Origin of the sequence: Paenibacillus sp. V4I9 (assembly GCF_030817295.1) — a bacterium.
Classification (GTDB): domain Bacteria; phylum Bacillota; class Bacilli; order Paenibacillales; family NBRC-103111; genus Paenibacillus_E.
In genome coordinates, this window is record NZ_JAUSZE010000001.1 from 2,875,429 (window position 1) to 2,891,443 (window position 16,015).

Annotated in this window: 19 protein-coding genes; all 19 read left to right on the top strand. The window is 41.1% G+C overall.

The features are described from left to right. Window positions 1–7 precede the first annotated feature (7 nt). The 19 genes from fliJ to QFZ81_RS13270 all read left to right on the top strand — a co-directional run bounded on the left by fliJ (window position 8) and on the right by QFZ81_RS13270 (window position 15,990). Entirely contained in the window at window positions 8–451 is a 444-nt protein-coding gene (gene fliJ / locus QFZ81_RS13180) for a flagellar export protein FliJ (RefSeq protein WP_307443514.1), read from the top strand. A 24-nt stretch (window positions 452–475) separates the two neighbouring features. Beyond that, complete coding sequence (locus QFZ81_RS13185; RefSeq protein WP_307443512.1) at window positions 476–1,393, top strand: hypothetical protein; 918 nt, start codon at window positions 476–478, stop codon at window positions 1,391–1,393. A gap of 32 nt (window positions 1,394–1,425) precedes the next feature. Then, entirely contained in the window at window positions 1,426–2,868 is a 1,443-nt protein-coding gene (locus QFZ81_RS13190) for a flagellar hook-length control protein FliK (protein WP_307443510.1), read from the top strand. A 34-nt stretch (window positions 2,869–2,902) separates the two neighbouring features. Further along, window positions 2,903–3,346 (top strand): flagellar hook capping FlgD N-terminal domain-containing protein, encoded by a 444-nt coding sequence (locus tag QFZ81_RS13195; protein WP_373462656.1) that lies wholly within the window; start codon window positions 2,903–2,905, stop codon window positions 3,344–3,346. Continuing rightward, window positions 3,343–3,729, top strand: coding sequence for a TIGR02530 family flagellar biosynthesis protein (locus QFZ81_RS13200; protein WP_307443508.1), 387 nt, complete (start codon window positions 3,343–3,345; stop codon window positions 3,727–3,729). The genes QFZ81_RS13195 and QFZ81_RS13200 overlap by 4 nt, the downstream gene beginning before the upstream one ends. Window positions 3,730–3,819: 90 nt before the next feature. Next, a complete protein-coding gene (flgG, locus tag QFZ81_RS13205) occupies window positions 3,820–4,638 on the top strand; it encodes a flagellar basal body rod protein FlgG (protein WP_307443506.1) in 819 nt (272 codons plus the stop codon). Between the two features lie 61 nt (window positions 4,639–4,699). Beyond that, window positions 4,700–4,921, top strand: coding sequence for a flagellar FlbD family protein (locus QFZ81_RS13210; protein ID WP_029195364.1), 222 nt, complete (start codon window positions 4,700–4,702; stop codon window positions 4,919–4,921). Beyond that, window positions 4,922–5,407: a flagellar basal body-associated FliL family protein gene (locus QFZ81_RS13215; RefSeq protein WP_171688258.1), complete on the top strand. Its 486-nt coding sequence runs from the start codon at window positions 4,922–4,924 to the stop codon at window positions 5,405–5,407. 35 nt (window positions 5,408–5,442) lie between these two features. Next, window positions 5,443–6,441, top strand: a complete 999-nt coding sequence (gene fliM / locus QFZ81_RS13220) for a flagellar motor switch protein FliM (protein ID WP_307443505.1) — start codon at window positions 5,443–5,445, stop codon at window positions 6,439–6,441. Continuing rightward, window positions 6,431–7,720: a flagellar motor switch phosphatase FliY gene (gene fliY, locus QFZ81_RS13225; protein WP_307443504.1), complete on the top strand. Its 1,290-nt coding sequence runs from the start codon at window positions 6,431–6,433 to the stop codon at window positions 7,718–7,720. The genes fliM and fliY overlap by 11 nt, the downstream gene beginning before the upstream one ends. A gap of 24 nt (window positions 7,721–7,744) precedes the next feature. Continuing rightward, window positions 7,745–8,107, top strand: a complete 363-nt coding sequence (locus tag QFZ81_RS13230) for a response regulator (RefSeq protein WP_029195368.1) — start codon at window positions 7,745–7,747, stop codon at window positions 8,105–8,107. 102 nt (window positions 8,108–8,209) lie between these two features. Further along, the gene (locus QFZ81_RS13235; protein ID WP_307603029.1) at window positions 8,210–8,785 is read left to right on the top strand and encodes a flagellar biosynthetic protein FliO; all 576 of its coding nucleotides are present in this window, start codon (window positions 8,210–8,212) and stop codon (window positions 8,783–8,785) included. Then, window positions 8,782–9,555 (top strand): flagellar type III secretion system pore protein FliP, encoded by a 774-nt coding sequence (gene fliP / locus QFZ81_RS13240; protein ID WP_307443500.1) that lies wholly within the window; start codon window positions 8,782–8,784, stop codon window positions 9,553–9,555. Before QFZ81_RS13235 ends, fliP begins: the two co-directional genes overlap by 4 nt. A gap of 25 nt (window positions 9,556–9,580) precedes the next feature. Beyond that, window positions 9,581–9,850 carry a flagellar biosynthesis protein FliQ gene (gene fliQ, locus QFZ81_RS13245; protein WP_029195371.1) on the top strand — a complete coding sequence of 90 codons (270 nt, stop codon included), beginning with the start codon at window positions 9,581–9,583 and terminating at the stop codon, window positions 9,848–9,850. A gap of 12 nt (window positions 9,851–9,862) precedes the next feature. Further along, on the top strand, window positions 9,863–10,663 hold the full coding sequence (fliR, locus tag QFZ81_RS13250; protein WP_307443498.1) for a flagellar biosynthetic protein FliR: 801 nt from the start codon (window positions 9,863–9,865) through the stop codon (window positions 10,661–10,663). A gap of 10 nt (window positions 10,664–10,673) precedes the next feature. Then, window positions 10,674–11,771: a flagellar biosynthesis protein FlhB gene (gene flhB, locus QFZ81_RS13255; protein WP_307443496.1), complete on the top strand. Its 1,098-nt coding sequence runs from the start codon at window positions 10,674–10,676 to the stop codon at window positions 11,769–11,771. 18 nt (window positions 11,772–11,789) lie between these two features. Next, entirely contained in the window at window positions 11,790–13,823 is a 2,034-nt protein-coding gene (gene flhA / locus QFZ81_RS13260; RefSeq protein WP_307443495.1) for a flagellar biosynthesis protein FlhA, read from the top strand. Further along, window positions 13,820–15,124, top strand: coding sequence for a flagellar biosynthesis GTPase FlhF (flhF, locus tag QFZ81_RS13265; RefSeq protein WP_307443494.1), 1,305 nt, complete (start codon window positions 13,820–13,822; stop codon window positions 15,122–15,124). The genes flhA and flhF overlap by 4 nt, the downstream gene beginning before the upstream one ends. After that, window positions 15,121–15,990, top strand: coding sequence for a MinD/ParA family protein (locus QFZ81_RS13270; protein ID WP_307443492.1), 870 nt, complete (start codon window positions 15,121–15,123; stop codon window positions 15,988–15,990). The genes flhF and QFZ81_RS13270 overlap by 4 nt, the downstream gene beginning before the upstream one ends. Window positions 15,991–16,015: the final 25 nt, after the last annotated feature.

Here is a 16,015-nt window from a genome sequence, read left to right on the forward strand (position 1 = left end):
GTCCTGAATGAATTTTCGTTATTCTTTCCAGCAAATTGTCGATTTGAAAAACAATGAACGAACACAGGCAGAGTGGATTCTGTCTGAGGCAATGGGGCAACTAAGGAACGAAGAAACGAGCTTGCATGGATTGTTTGAGCAAAAAGATAGCCTTCATAATGAAATGGCAAATGAATCTAGCAGTTCGGTATCCATCTCTAAGATGCTGTTGATGCAAAATTACATGAATCATGTTGATCAACAGATCGCCCGCAAGCATTTGGATGTGCAGCAAGCACAGCATGTTGTACTCAAAAAGCAGGAACATCTTTCGGAAAGAATGATTGATGAGAAGGTTTGGTCGAAGGCAAGGGAAAAGGCTTACAACCAATTTCAATCTTTTGTCGCCAAAAAAGAGCAAGAAGCTCTAGATGAAATGGCCACCAACCGTTTCAGACGACTAACGTATTGAGGAAGGTAAAGGAGGGAAGAGGAGATGGCCGATACAAGCATAGAGGGTGCATCTTATAGTGCACTGGAACGATTTCTGATATGGTTTGTCATCCCCTTTGTGTTTACGGCAGTTTTGCTCTTCGTACTGTTGTCAATTTTTGATTATGATATCAAGAGCAGTATACAGAAGGCGCTGCACAATACACCGGTCATTGGGACAATCATCCCTGCTCCCAAAGAAAAAGCAGTAGTGACCAGTGATGGTAAGGTACCGACTTCTGAGCAAAGCATTAAGATTAAAGATGAAGAGATTACGAAGCTAAATGCAAGAATTGCTGAACTTCAATCGGCTTTGCAAAAAGCTGACTCGACAACCGAGCAGAAGGATCTTTCACTGAAGGATGCTCAGGCGAAGTTAACCGAACTGGAAGAGAAGCTGAAGAATAAGACGCAAACCGAAGAAGAATACAATAATCAAATTACGCAACTTGCGAATATGTATGCAAAAATGAATCCAAGTAAAGCTGCCCCTATTATTGAAGCCTTGACACCTAAAGAAATGGTACTTGTATTTTCAATGATGAAAGCAGATAGTCGTGGAGCAATTCTTGAAAAAATGGATCCGACTAAAGCAGCTGAGGCTTCTATTGGGGTTAAGGATGTTGTTCCAGCTCGTGATAAACAAATCGCTGCCTTACAAGAGAGATTGTCAACGAATGGAGCGAAAGACTCGACCAAGACCGCAACATCCGTAAGTAAAACAGATTTAGGGCAAACTTTTGCCAACATGACGCCGAAAAGTGCTTCGAATGTACTACTGGAAATGAATAAATCTAATCCTGACAAAGTGTTAGCTATTCTCAGTGGGATGGATAACGCTTCTCGTTCTAAAGTAATGTCTTCTTTGTCAGACGCAAATAAAGAAATCGCAGCTTCAATTACAGCTAAACTTGTTCAGTAATGTCATTGATTTCACGAAGGGAGGTGAAAAAAATGGACGTACAAATGTCAACAGTACCTACGGGAAACAATGCTGCTTCAACAGCAACAGGTAAAGCAAGTACGACTGAAACGGCTACCAAAGACACTACTTTTAATCAAGTATTAGATGGTCAAATTGGACAAGAGAGTGCTTCTGATGATCTAAATGTTTCCGATCCAGCTCTTTCTCTGAACATGCTGCTTCAAATGCTGCAAAGTTTAGTATTGCCGCTTCAAGGTGCCGCAGTACAGGAGATTGAGCAAGGAACGGGAGATCAACCTCTATCAGAAATGCTTTTGGAGGCAATGAACAGTAATCCTGCGCTTGCTGAACAATTATTACAAGATCCCAATGTAAAGAAGTGGTTCGAAGATGCTGAGCAGTTGTTAAGTACACTTGGCGATGCACAATCTAACGCGGCTTTCACACTACCGAATGGATTGAATCTTCAGCCAGCAGATACATTAAACTTACAGGCTCAGAATACTTTGCTTACACTGACAACTTTATCTAAACAGCAGCCCGATAATCCTATTTTGAAGTTTTTGAACCAGGACTTAATTAGCACCATAGGGCCTTTGCTTCCAGAATTAATGGCGACTTTGAAGGGACCAACATCAATAACTGATGCAGCTACGAATGCACCCAAGGCTACTGAAGGTTTGGTAGATGAAAGTAAGAGTGATACCGCATCTGTTAACAGAGCTAATCATGTTAAAAAGGCAAATAAACCTGGTGTTGAGCAGAAGATTGATGTTGATTCATTTACACTCGTGCAACCAACAAAGTCCAAGCTTGAGCTCTTAGCAATTAAAAATGTACTTCACGCACCAGTTGTCGAATCTACTACAGCGTCCGAAGAATCATTTGTAGCCCTAGTTGATTTGCCGACTGAAGATGCTCCAGCAACGAATTCCATTGTTACGATCGGTGATCTGCAGAAAGCGCAACAGGCTGCTATTCCAGTTGATAAAGTGCCAGCAACAACAATCAATGCGGCTAATTTTACAGAAGAAATGACAGAGCATGTGTTGAAGAACATGAAGATAACGATGGCTGGCGGTTTTTCTGAAGCTAAATTATCTTTATTCCCTAAAAATCTCGGTCATATTGATGTAAGAATATCGATGCAGGATGGACAACTGGTAGCTCAATTTGCAGCTGATTCCTTAGCAGGTAAGCAGATGTTGGAAAGTCAGCTTCCGCAGTTAAGACAAGCTCTTCAAACACAAGGTTTGCAAGTTGAGAAGCTTGAGGTCACTCAAAATCAAAACATGCAATCCAGTATGTTCCAAGATCAACGTCAACAGCAAACATTTGGTCAATCTCAGCGTCAAAGCAAAAATGGTTCAAGTAACTATGATGAAGATTCAATTGATTTTAATCAAGAAATAGAAAATATAGCTCAAATACGAACGACAGTTAATGGTAACTCCTTCGATGTTATTGCCTAAAGGCAATCTATGTGAAGCAGTTGGAGGTGAAAGTGTGGCTACAAGCCCGATTTCAGGTAATGTTGCGGATTTAATCAATGCTAGCAAAAATGCAAAAAGCAAAGATAAAGACAATAATACTTTAGGTAAAGATGATTTCCTAAAAATCTTGATTACTCAACTTCAAAATCAAGATCCAACGCAGCCTTTACAAGATAAAGAGTTTATTGCACAAATGGCTCAATTCACATCCGTAGAGCAACTGACCAATATGGCTGGTGAAATGAAGCTAATGCGTCAATCTCTTGGTTTTGTTTCAGGATTAATCGGTAAATCAATCACATGGACGGAGATTGACTCTTCTGGAGCATCAGTTGAAAAGTCTGGTGTTGTTGATTCCATCTCATTTAAAGACGGAAATCAATACGCGAATGTGAAGGGAGTGGAAATTTCTCTAGACAAGCTCAAGAAAATTGAGAATGTTGGAGAAACCAAATGACAGAGAGAATATCCTTAGGGCAGCTTTATCCTAATGCGGTTTCTCCAGCGTCTACGAGACGAACACCTGTACAGCAGCCGGTAACCCAATCCGGTAATCCTACTTTTCAGAAACTCCTTCAGGAGCAACTTGTTCGTTTCAGTCATCATGCAGAGGTTAGACTCAAAGAGAGAGGCATTCAACTTAAGCCTGAGCAATTGGATAAGCTAAGTACAGCTATCGATAAGGTAGCTGCTAAAGGTGCTAAGGATGCACTTATGATTTTAGGTGGAAATGCTTTAATCGTTAATGTTCCTAACCGGACTGTTGTGACGGCGCTTGATGGAAACGCCATGAATGAACATGTTTTCACGCAAATAGATAGTGCCATTATTATTACTTAACCATCAGGCTCGACCGTGAAGGAAGCCTGGAGCTGTGGAGCGATTGAAGCAGCTCATTATATTTATATCCGATTAGGAGGCCTATTATAGATGTTAAGATCTTTGTACTCAGGCGTTTCAGGTATGCGTGGTTTTCAAACGAAATTGGATGTTATCGGGAATAATATCGCGAACGTAAATACCATCGGATTCAAAGGCAGCCGTGTTATGTTTAAAGATATTCTTAGTCAAACCGTAGCGGGGGTAAGTGCCCCTGGAGACGAACGAGGTGGTGTAAATCCTCAACAAGTAGGTTTGGGTGTAAGTGCAGCAGCAATAGATACTGTGCATACAGCAGGTAGTGCCATGACGACGAATGTGGTTACTGATTTACGTGTTAATGGCGATGGATTCTTTGCATTGGACACAACTACACCGACAGGACCCTTCTTGACAAGAGCTGGTAACTTCACTTTGGATGCAAAGAGAGATCTTGTAAATGCAGATGGACTACATGTATTGGATGCGAGTGGGGCTCCCATTAATATAGCTCCTGAAATTGTTTCATTCTCTATTGGCCAAGATGGTTTCATTAATGGAATCGATAACACAGGAGCACAGGTTGTTGGTCAACAATTGGGGATCATTACTGTAGATAATCCCGGGGGTCTCGAAAAGATAGGCGGTAACTTATACCGGACAACTGCTAATGCTCCAATGTCAGCTGGCAGCGGTGGCGCAATCACAACACCTGGCAATGCAACGGCAGGAGCTGGAACACTGATTTCCGGTCAACTGGAAATGTCAAACGTTGACTTAACAGGTGAATTCACAGAGATGATTATCGCTCAACGTGGTTTCCAAGCAAATTCTCGGATTATCACGACTTCGGATGAAGTACTTCAAGAAGTTGTTAATCTTAAACACTAATCTTAAGTTGATGTGAAAGAGGGGAGCTGGTCTCCCCTTATCCTGATACAGGAGGAGAAGCATGATTTCTCTCACTCGTTTAAACGGTAAAGCGATTATCCTGAATGCCATACTGATCGAACTTATTGAAGAGACTCCAGACACAATGATCACGTTGACAACAGGCAAGAAAATCACAGTACTCGAAAAGGCAGAGGTTGTGGTAAGCTTAGTGCGGACCTACATGCAGGAGATTGGCTCAGTTCGAGCGACAATAAAGTCCAGGGATGCGGAGGGTTCGTAAGTGTTTAAGAACAAAATTTTCATACTCATTGTCTCCATTCTAATTGCAATTACTCTGATTTTGACGGCCGCCTTTGTTTTGTGGAACTTTATGGAGAAAAATAATCAATCCAAAGACCCTGCGGTACAGGCTCAGGAAGCCGTTGCAAGCGTGAAGCCAACGAAAGCGCCATCGGCTGAGGCAGTAAAGGCAAACACAGCGATTATTAAAGATATTTTGACCAACTTATCTGGTAGTCAAAATTTCATTAAAATCAGCTTCGCTTTTGAGTTAGAGAACTCGAAGACTAAAACAGAATTTGATAGTTTACTTGAATCTGCTGTTAAAGGCACAATTGTACAAGCGTTAGGGGATTTGACAAAGGAACAAATTGAAGGTAGTAAAGGTTCAGATAGTTTAACTTCTACGTTAATGAACAAGCTTAACCCCTTGCTACATGAGGGTAAAATTAAGCAAATATGGATAACCGATAAAGTACTTCAATAACTCGCTTTTGATTTTGCTTAAAGGAGGTGACTCGAATGGTTGATGTTCTGTCGCAAAATGAGATCGATGCCTTGCTAGCTGCTTTGTCCTCAGGCGAAATGGATGCGGATGAACTTAAAAAAGAGGAAACGCAGAAGAAGGTAAGGGCCTATGACTTTAAGAGAGCAGTGCGTTTCTCAAAGGATCATATTCGTAGCTTAACCCGGATTCACGAAAACTTTGCACGATTTTTAACAACGTATTTTTCTGCTCAGCTCCGTACGTTCGTACAGATCAGTGTTGTCCAGGTTGAACAACTGCCCTACGACGAATTTATTCGTTCGATCCCGAAAATGACCATTTTGAACATCTTTGAAGCGGAGCCTTTAGAGGGTCGAATGGTGCTTGAGGTTCATCCCAATGTCGCATTTGCTATGTTGGATCGTTTGTTGGGCGGTGCGGGTACGACCCCAACCAAAATTAATGCTTTAACTGAGATTGAAACGATTGTGATGGAACGTATTTTTAGCAGAGCATTCGATAGTTTACAAGAGGCATGGAAGACTGTCATTGATATTCAACCTCGTTTAGAGGCCCTTGAAACAAATCCGCAGTTTATGCAGATTGTTTCACCTAATGAAACCATTGCGTTAATATCACTTAGCACCAAAATCGGTGATACAACAGGGATGATCAACTTGTGTATCCCTCACGTGGTCATCGAACCCATTATGCCTCGACTTTCTGTGCATCACTGGTTTGTCTCCCAGAAGAAGACGAGAGCACCTGAAGAAATGGAAGCACTTCAATCACGCTTGGAAAAAACCAAGCTGCCTCTCATTGCAGAATTGGGATCGTCCGAAATTACCATACGTGATTTCCTTGGCTTAGTACCAGGCGATGTAATCCCGCTGCATAAATCCGTCGAAGATTCGCTTCAAGTCAAAGTGGGCGAGAAGCTGAAATATCTCGGAAGCCCCGGAACCTTAAAAGGGAAGATGGCTGTACAGATTACAGAAATCGTAAACGAAGGAGAAGAAGATTATGACGAATAACAGAGATTATTTGTCCCAGGAAGAGATCGATGCTTTGTTGAGACAGTCTTCGGACGATAGTTCAGCCTCTTCTTTTAACGGGCCTCCTAAAGTTGAAGACTATTTATCTCCCCTAGAACAGGATGCACTTGGTGAAATTGGTAATATCACTTTCGGTAGTGCAGCCACAGCGCTTTCGACATTGCTTGGAAAGAAAGTAGACATAACGACACCTAAGGTTTCTATTATTGGTAAAGAAGAATTAGAACAGCAGTTTCCGAAACCTCATGTAGCCGTTCATGTGAATTATGTTGATGGTTTTGATGGTATTAATCTACTTGTCATTAAAACACGTGATGCTCAGGTCATTGCTGATTTAATGATGGGCGGTGATGGTACTGGCGGTGATGAAAATCTTAGTGAAATTCACATCAGCGCTGTACAAGAAGCGATGAATCAGATGATGGGATCCTCAGCTACGTCCATGTCTACCATCTTTAATCGATTTGTCAATATCTCTCCTCCAGGAATCGACATATTAAATTTGTCGAAAGGAGAAGGAAAACTGCCCGACGAGGACGTATTTATAAAGATATCGTTCCGACTAGCCATTGGCGATCTTATTGATTCTAACATCATGCAATTATTACCTGTTCCATTCGCCAAAGAAATGGTATCGATTCTCATGGGTGGTGATTCTGACTCTTCAATGGAGGCTGCACCTGCGGCTCAAGCACCGGCTCCTGCTGCACCGTCACCAGCACCTACACAGGAAGTTCTTACACCGCCTCCAGTAGCTCCTAGCCCTATATACGAGCAACCAATGTACCAACAACAGCAGCCAGTGTATGAACAACCGATGTATCAACAGCCACCAATGGGACAGCCGATGTATCCACCACAACAGCCCATGTATCCGCCACAGCAACCCATGTATCAGCAGCCTCCGGCAGCTTATGGTGGGATGCCGAATCGGAATGTAAATGTTCAACCCGTACAATTTGGGAATTTACAATCGGGTTCGTTGGGGCAGGCTGATGATACAAACCTTAATTTACTACTGGATATACCTCTTAAGGTGACTGTAGAATTAGGCAGAACGCACAAGGTGATTAAAGACATCTTAGAACTTTCCCAGGGATCGATCATTGAATTGGATAAGCTAGCAGGTGAGCCTGTAGATATCTTAGTAAATAATAAGTTAATTGCCAAAGGCGAAGTTGTAGTCATCGATGAAAACTTTGGGGTTCGTGTTACAGACATTGTGAACCAGTGGGAACGAATTCAAAAGTTACAATAATTTATATTTAGGGGGATTTTACTCATGGCTAACCGTATTCTAATTGTTGATGATGCTGCATTTATGAGAATGATGATTCGTGATATTTTATCTAAAAATGGTTATGAGGTTTGTGGAGAAGCGAATGATGGTGCTCAAGCCATCGAGAAATACAAGGAATTGAAACCAGATTTAATTACTATGGATATTACGATGCCTGAGATGGACGGTATTCAAGCATTGAAGGAAATAAAAAAAATTGAACCTACTGCTAAGGTTATTATGTGTTCCGCGATGGGGCAGCAAGCCATGGTTATTGATGCCATTCAAGCAGGGGCAAAAGACTTTATCGTGAAACCATTTCAAGCAGACCGTGTTATCGAAGCGATTAAAAAGACTCTAGGTTAAGCCGTCTACGTTCGGTTGAGTCTTACATAAACCGAAAGGGTTGTGACTATGAGAAGACTCCAATCGAAACGACTGATTTCAGCAATATTAAGTGTAGTCGCGATGTTATATACCAAATCCATGAGCTTTGCTGAAACAGAGCCTGGACAAGGTCTTCCAGCATCGGAATTTCCGACTACCGACTCATTTAATTCGTTTGGCATGATTGTAAAGGTCATTTTCTTTCTCGTATTAATTATTCTTTTATTCTTTGTACTTATGAAGTACATAGCTAAGAAAAATAAAGGTACTATGTTCGGGAACTCAATTCGTTCTTTAGGTGGAGTTCCCCTCGGACAAAATAAATCTATTCAGATTGTTGAAATTGGTCATTCGCTCTTCGTGGTTGGCGTCGGTGAGAACATTCAGTTGTTGGATAAAATCAATGACGCCGATGAAGTTGCGTATATTTCGGAATTGCTTACTTCTTCTCAGGATGATCGCGTGGGCTTTGGTGCAATAAGTAAGTGGATAAGCAAACTTCCTGTTAGAAAGAAAGAGATCGAAGAAGAAGTAGAAATTACTTCATCTTTTCAACAAGTATTTCACGATAGGCTGCAGCGAGTATCAAACCGTAATAAAGATGCTCACGAGTGGCTTTCTGATCAAAAACAAACAGATCGGTTGAATGATGAATGAAAAGAAATAAATTAGTTCTTACGCTTCTGATTGTCATGATTTCAGCGTTCCTCTTATCACTGACAGCTTCTGCTGCTGAAACAGATCCAAACAATCCGATACCTGGGTTAAATGTGAATATTGGGACTAGTGGCACTGCCGGTGGATCTTCTAATACAGTTACCTTATTGCTTTTATTAACCGTATTGAGTCTTGCACCATCTTTTCTTATTTTAATGACTAGTTTCACAAGAATTGTCATCGTGCTTGGATTCGTTCGAACATCACTTGGTACCCAGCAGATGCCGCCTAATCAGGTTTTAATCGGACTAGCTCTGTTTTTAACCTTTTTTATTATGTCTCCAACGTTGGGAGAGGTTAATCAGACAGCTCTGCAGCCTTATCTGAAGGGTGAAATTAATCAGACCCAGGCTTTTGAGAAAGCATCCTTACCAATGAAGAAGTTCATGTTCAAACATACACGTCAGAAGGATCTAAAGTTGTTCTTAGACTATACCAAAGCTAAGGCGCCTACAGGCGTAGAAGATATACCGATTACTTCATTAGTTCCTGCATACGCAATAAGTGAACTGAAATCAGCTTTCCAGATGGGGTTCATGATTTTCATCCCGTTTCTGGTCATAGATATGGTTGTATCCAGTACCTTAATGGCAATGGGAATGATGATGTTACCGCCTGTTATGATTTCACTCCCTTTTAAAATTCTACTTTTCATACTTGTAGATGGTTGGTATCTTGTGGTGAGATCATTACTCCTAAGCTATGGTTAAGGATCAAGATATCGGAGGTTTCTAAATGGGCTCGGAATTTGTTATACGGATTGCTGGTGAGGCTGTTTATACCGTGCTTAAAGCAAGTGCGCCCATGCTTATTATTGGGCTTGTCGTTGGTCTGATCATAAGTATTTTTCAAGCAACGACGCAGATTCAAGAACAAACCTTAGCGTTTGTTCCCAAAATTGTTGCGGTTCTGCTGTCTATTTTAATATTTGGACCGTGGATCATGAATACACTGGTTGACTTTACCTTTAATTTACTCAACAACCTTTACAAATTCGTTGGATAGGTTGTGAGCGATATGACATACTTTTTCCAAGTTATCCCTATCTTTCTGCTTATTTTTTGTCGAATTACATCGTTCTTTGTCGTTGTTCCTATCCTCTCTTCAAGAAATGTTCCGATGATGTTCAAAATTGGTCTTTCTGTATTCATCTCGTTAATCATTTTTGCGACTATGGGGCTGGATAAACCCATTCCCATGGATGGTGAATACATTCTATTGATCATTCGTGAAATGCTTGTTGGCGTTTTACTTGGTTTTCTCGCCTATATCTTTTTTACAGTTGTCCAGACAGCCGGCTCTTTTATGGATATGCAAATCGGCTTCAGTATGGCGAGTGTAATTGATCCTCTAACGGGGGCTTCAACCCCAATGTTAGGTAACCTTAAATATATGATAGCCGTGCTGCTTTTTCTTTCTTTTGATGGGCACCATTATTTGATCAGAGCGATTATTGACAGCTACCGCTGGATACCGCTGGACAATCAACTGTTCTCACGCATCTATGATGGACAAATTTCGAATTTCTTGTTTCAATCGCTTTCCAAAATGTTTTATCTCTCGTTTCAACTCGCTGCTCCTATTATAGCAGCCCTTTTTTTGACAGATTTAGGGTTAGGACTCCTAACAAGGGTTGCTCCGCAATTTAATATTTTCGTTATCGGTGCACCTTTGAAGATGATTCTTGGCTTTTTTCTGCTAGTCATTCTTTTCCCAGAATTAATATCACAATTCCAACATTTATTTGCAACAATTTTTGATTACATGGAGAAGTTGCTTCAACTGATTAGCGGCACACAGCAACCATCACCTAAGTAGGAGGTACGCCGTGTCCCAAACATTTCGATTGAAGCTCGATTTACAATGGTTTGCTGGGGATAAGACGGAACCTGCGACTGCAAAGAAAAGGCAAGATGCTCGTAAAAAGGGTCAAGTTGCGAAGAGCATGGACTTACCTGCGGCATTTATATTACTCTTTTCATTTCTATCGTTCCTCATGTTCGGTGGCTATATGAAAGAGAAGATAGTTAACATCTTTCGGAACGTCTATGAGAATCAACTGACGATGGACATTACAGCCGCTAACGTTCAGGTATTATTCGTAGATTTAGTCAAACAAGGGTTAATCATTTTAGCTCCCATATTTATACTTGTTGTTTTAGTAGCTTTTATTGGAAATTATGCACAAATTGGCTTTATGTTCATTGGTGACCCCCTGATGATGAAGTTTAACAAGATCAATCCGATCGAGGGTTTCAAGCGGATTTTTTCGCTACGAACCGTCATGGATTTTCTCAAGTCAACAATGAAGATGTTAATTATCGGTTATGTCGTGTACACGACATTAATGGGGGAAAAAGCTAAACTGCTGGGCCTTGGCCATGCTCCACTGGAGAGTACATTTTCATTTATTGCCTCGGTCACGCTAAAACTAGGGATCAAAATTGGAGCGATATTAATTGTCCTTGCCATTTTTGATTACATATATCAAAAGTATGAGTACGAGAAAAGTCTCAAAATGTCCAAGCAGGATATCAAGGATGAGTATAAAAAGAGTGAAGGGGATCCACTTATCAAAGGAAAGATCCGCGCGAAGCAGCGCCAGATGGCCATGCAGCGTATGATGCAAGAAGTCCCCAAAGCAGATGTTATTATTACCAATCCAACCCACTTTGCGGTTGCTTTGAAATATGATTCTAACAATATGCAAGCCCCGACAGTTATTGCTAAGGGTGCGGATTATGTTGCTTTAAAGATTAAAGAAGTTGCGAAGAAAAATGGTATTATGACGATGGAAAATAAACCGCTTGCTCGAGCGATCTTTGCACAGGTGGAAATTGGTGACTCCATTCCCGCTGAGCTGTTCCAGGCTGTCGCGGAAGTATTGGCTTATGTATATAAAGTGAAGGGCAAAACGAACGAATGAGGAGGGAGGTACAATCAGATGAAGATCAAGGATTTATTGGTTCTTATAGGCATTATCGGTATTGTATTAATGATGATTGTACCGGTTCCAATCCCTTTGTTGGATTTTTTATTAATTATTAATATATCGATTGCTTTAATGATTATTTTGGTTGCTATGAATACAAAAGAAGCTCTTCAGTTCTCAATCTTCCCTTCTTTACTCCTGATTACGACTTTGTTTCGGTTGGCGTTAAACGTCTCGACTACGCGGAACATTTTGTCGCATGCAGAAGCAGGCGACGTGGTCAGAACTTTTGGTTCTTTCGTTGCTCAAGGCAATATCGTCGTGGGATTCGTCGTGTTTCTCATCCTTGTCTTGGTACAATTCATCGTAATTACCAAAGGTTCTGAGCGCGTTGCCGAGGTTGCAGCGAGATTTACACTCGATGCGATGCCGGGAAAACAAATGAGTATTGACGCAGATTTGAATGCAGGTTTAATCAACGAAGTCCAGGCTCGTGAACGTAGACAAAAGATTGAACGAGAAGCGGATTTCTACGGAGCAATGGATGGTGCAAGTAAGTTTGTTAAAGGGGATGCCATTGCCGGCATCATCATCCTTGTCATTAATTTGATTGGTGGCTTTATTATTGGGATGACGATGAAAGGGATGTCTTTTTCTCAGGCACTTGAAACATTCTCAATCCTAACCATTGGTGATGGACTCGTCAGCCAAATTCCTGCCCTGTTGATTTCAACTGCAGCAGGTATTATCGTAACACGGGCATCATCAGAAGGAAATTTAGGTCACGATATCACCAAACAGTTAACTGCACAACCAAAGCTTCTTTATATTGTTGCTGGTACTCTTATGGTGCTTGGCTTATTCACACCAATTCATTGGTACACTACGTTTCCGATTGCCGGATTGTTAATTTTCGCAGCTTTTAAAATGCAAAAGAATTTGGAGCGCGAAGCGATCAAAGAAGAACAATTGGTGGAAGAGCAGCAAATTGAGGAAGTGCGGAGTCCTGAAAGTGTCATTTCCTTGTTACAAGTCGATCCCATTGAGTTTGAATTTGGTTATGGTTTAATACCTCTTGCAGATACTCAACAAGGCGGGGATTTACTAGATCGTATTATCTTGATTCGCCGACAATGTGCGCTTGAGCTTGGGGTTGTCGTACCCGTTATTCGTATCCGCGATAATATTCAACTACGGCCGAATGAGTATATCATCAAAATAAAAGGCAATACGGTTGCACGTGGCGAACTACTTCTTAATCACTACCTAGCCATGAGTCCTGGTATTGATGATGATTCAATAGCAGGTATAGAAACGACTGAGCCTGCCTTCGGATTGCCTGCTATATGGATAGATGAAGTGACCAAAGAAAGAGCGGAGCTATCTGGCTACACAGTCGTTGATCCTCCTTCCGTAGTGGCTACACATTTAACCGAAATTATTAAGAAACATACACATGAACTTCTAGGTCGTCAAGAAACAAAAGCTCTAATCGAGAATGTTCGCGAGTCTTATCCAGCACTTGTTGACGATCTTATTCCTTCCGTGTTGTCGGTAGGGGACGTTCAGAAGGTATTGGCAAAGTTACTTCGTGAGAAAATTTCTGTACGTGATTTGGTAACGATTTTGGAAACTCTTGCTGATTATGGTTCTTATACAAAGGATCCTGAAATACTGACTGAATATGTTAGACAATCATTATCGAGACAAATCACTCAACAGTTTACTTCTTTAGGAGATTCCTTAAAAGTCATCACGGTTGGTCCTTCTGTGGAAAAGAAAATTGCCGATTCTGTTCAGCAATCAGATCAAGGGAGCTACTTAGCACTTGACCCATCCTCTTCACAAATTATTTATCATCGCGTCAGTGAGCAAGTTTCTAAATTGATTCAATCCGGACAACAGCCTGTTATTTTAACTTCACCAACGATTCGGATGTATTTAAGACAATTGCTTGAGAGAACTTTGCAAGATATACCTGTATTATCCTACAGCGAATTAGAGCCTAGCGTTGAAATTCAGAGTATGGGGGTAGTCAATTTATGAGAGTAAAAAGATACGTTGTCGATTCCATGCCGGACGCTTTGCAAAAAATTCGAACGGATTTAGGCAAGGATGCGGTAATCCTCAATACAAAGGAAATTCGCACGGGTGGTTTTCTTGGTCTATTCGGTAAGAAAAAGATTGAAGTTATCGCTGCAATTGATGGAGCAAGCACGAATTCAGGAGGGGCTGCTCAGCGTTTTGCACCTCAACCACAGCCTCAACAGCAGAAGGTCATGAGTCAAGATCAACCTGCAAGAGCTCAATCGCATCTATCTGATTTTCCTGATGTCCCAGATGTAATCGCTCCTGTTTCAGCCAAAAAAGAACCAGTTACCGTTAGTGCAGGCGTTGAGATACAACAGCGTAATGCTTCACAGCAGTCTTACTCACCGGTTTCGATAAATGCACCTAATAGAGCCATTCTCAAAGATGAGCACCTCATGGAGGAGCTCAAACAAATGAAGGAAATGATGAGAAAGCTTACTCATGCAACCGAGGAGTCAAATCTCCCTGAACCTTTACAGAAGATTGAACAACGATTATTTGACCAAGAAGTAGATCCTACGTTAATTCGTCAAATTGTGGATGAAGTAGTGGCAGATTTTCACCTTGCAGATGAGCCTTTAACGGATGAGTCAGCTCTTCAAGTTGTGCGATCCAAGCTGGGGCAGGTGCTTCAGTCCAATCGCAGTAAACAAATTTCACCGCAAACACGCGTGGTACATTTCGTAGGTCCAACAGGAGTTGGAAAGACGACAACCATAGCAAAGTTAGCAGCGGAACAAGTGTTGAAGTATCAACGTAAGGTTGGTTTTATTACTTCAGACACATATCGAATTGCGGCAATAGAGCAGTTAAAAACATATGGAACAATCTTGAATGTCCCCCTTGAAGTTGTTTTCTCACCACAGGATTTAGCGAAAGCGTTTCATAATCTAGAAGAATGTGACGTTATTTTCATGGATACAGCTGGACGCAATTTCCGAAATGAAATGTATGTTTCGGAGCTTAACTCTTTGCTTAAGACACAAGGAAATAGTGAGACCATTCTGGTTCTGAGCTTAACAACAAAGTATCGGGACATGAGAGCGATCACGAACAATTTTAATAAATTTAAGCTAGACAAAGTATTATTCACCAAGATGGATGAAACAGACTCCTACGGTGCTATTGTAAATATTGTTCACGAGTTCTCATTACAGCTTTCGTATGTTACGAACGGTCAAAATGTACCCGATGATATTACGGAAATGAATGAGTGGCAAATCATCGATTTGTTATTGGAGGAACCTAGAGCATGAAGGATCAAGCAGAAGGGTTGCGGAACCTGGTACAGATGCAGAATGACAAAGGCACAAAAGCAACCAGGATTATTACCGTGACTAGTGGAAAGGGAGGCGTTGGTAAATCAAATTTCACGCTTAACTTTGCTTTAACGCTTCAGTCCCAAGGTTATAAGGTTCTAGTCTTTGATGCAGATATTGGGCTTGCCAACATTGATGTGCTGATGGGGATTTCCTCCAAATACAATTTGTATCACTTGTTGAAAAAGGAAAAAACGATCTGGGAAATTATCCAGAAAGGTTACAATGATTTAGATTTTATAGCAGGTGGATCTGGCTTTAACGATTTACTTCGCTTAACCGATGAAGAACTGAACTACTTTGCCGAGCAAGTCATGCAGCTCAACGGGTATGTTGATTTTATCATTTTTGACACAGGAGCCGGATTGTCCAAAGAAACGTTGAAATTTATTCTTGCCGCCGAAGAAGCGTTTGTTGTCACAACGCCTGAGCCTACTTCTATAACTGATGCTTATGCCATTATAAAAATGGTTAACTCAATGGGACATGACGTTTCGTTTAAACTAGTTATCAACCGAGTAACCGATGCAAAGGAAGGCAAGCACACGGCTGATAAAATTTCTTTAGTAGCTAAACAATTTCTGGATATCCAAATCCCTACATTAGGATTCGTTGACGATGATGCGGCTGTATCTAAGGCGGTTAAAAAACAGATACCTTTTACTGTTGCTTTTCCGAATTCGGCTGCCTCACGAAGTCTTCAATTATTAGTCGCTAATTATATGAATGGTTATCAAGTAATCGACACACCAACATCCGGTGTCAAGGGCTTTTTAAATAAAATGATGAAACTTTTGAAATAGGATTTTCGCAAATCGTGTCGAATAT

Bases quoted from the DNA above. Each gene is read 5' to 3' on its own strand.
- flhF (WP_307443494.1), top strand. From the start codon at position 13,820: ATGAGAGTAAAAAGATACGTTGTCGATTCCATGCCGGACGCTTTGCAA.
- QFZ81_RS13200 (WP_307443508.1), top strand. From the start codon at position 3,343: ATGACAGAGAGAATATCCTTAGGGCAGCTTTATCCTAATGCGGTTTCT.
- fliP (WP_307443500.1), top strand. From the start codon at position 8,782: ATGAAAAGAAATAAATTAGTTCTTACGCTTCTGATTGTCATGATTTCA.
- QFZ81_RS13270 (WP_307443492.1), top strand. From the start codon at position 15,121: ATGAAGGATCAAGCAGAAGGGTTGCGGAACCTGGTACAGATGCAGAAT.
- QFZ81_RS13230 (WP_029195368.1), top strand. From the start codon at position 7,745: ATGGCTAACCGTATTCTAATTGTTGATGATGCTGCATTTATGAGAATG.
- QFZ81_RS13235 (WP_307603029.1), top strand. From the start codon at position 8,210: ATGTTATATACCAAATCCATGAGCTTTGCTGAAACAGAGCCTGGACAA.
- QFZ81_RS13190 (WP_307443510.1), top strand. From the start codon at position 1,426: ATGGACGTACAAATGTCAACAGTACCTACGGGAAACAATGCTGCTTCA.
- QFZ81_RS13185 (WP_307443512.1), top strand. From the start codon at position 476: ATGGCCGATACAAGCATAGAGGGTGCATCTTATAGTGCACTGGAACGA.
- flgG (WP_307443506.1), top strand. From the start codon at position 3,820: ATGTTAAGATCTTTGTACTCAGGCGTTTCAGGTATGCGTGGTTTTCAA.
- fliM (WP_307443505.1), top strand. From the start codon at position 5,443: ATGGTTGATGTTCTGTCGCAAAATGAGATCGATGCCTTGCTAGCTGCT.
- fliY (WP_307443504.1), top strand. From the start codon at position 6,431: ATGACGAATAACAGAGATTATTTGTCCCAGGAAGAGATCGATGCTTTG.
- flhA (WP_307443495.1), top strand. From the start codon at position 11,790: ATGAAGATCAAGGATTTATTGGTTCTTATAGGCATTATCGGTATTGTA.
- fliR (WP_307443498.1), top strand. From the start codon at position 9,863: ATGACATACTTTTTCCAAGTTATCCCTATCTTTCTGCTTATTTTTTGT.
- fliQ (WP_029195371.1), top strand. From the start codon at position 9,581: ATGGGCTCGGAATTTGTTATACGGATTGCTGGTGAGGCTGTTTATACC.
- QFZ81_RS13210 (WP_029195364.1), top strand. From the start codon at position 4,700: ATGATTTCTCTCACTCGTTTAAACGGTAAAGCGATTATCCTGAATGCC.
- fliJ (WP_307443514.1), top strand. From the start codon at position 8: ATGAATTTTCGTTATTCTTTCCAGCAAATTGTCGATTTGAAAAACAAT.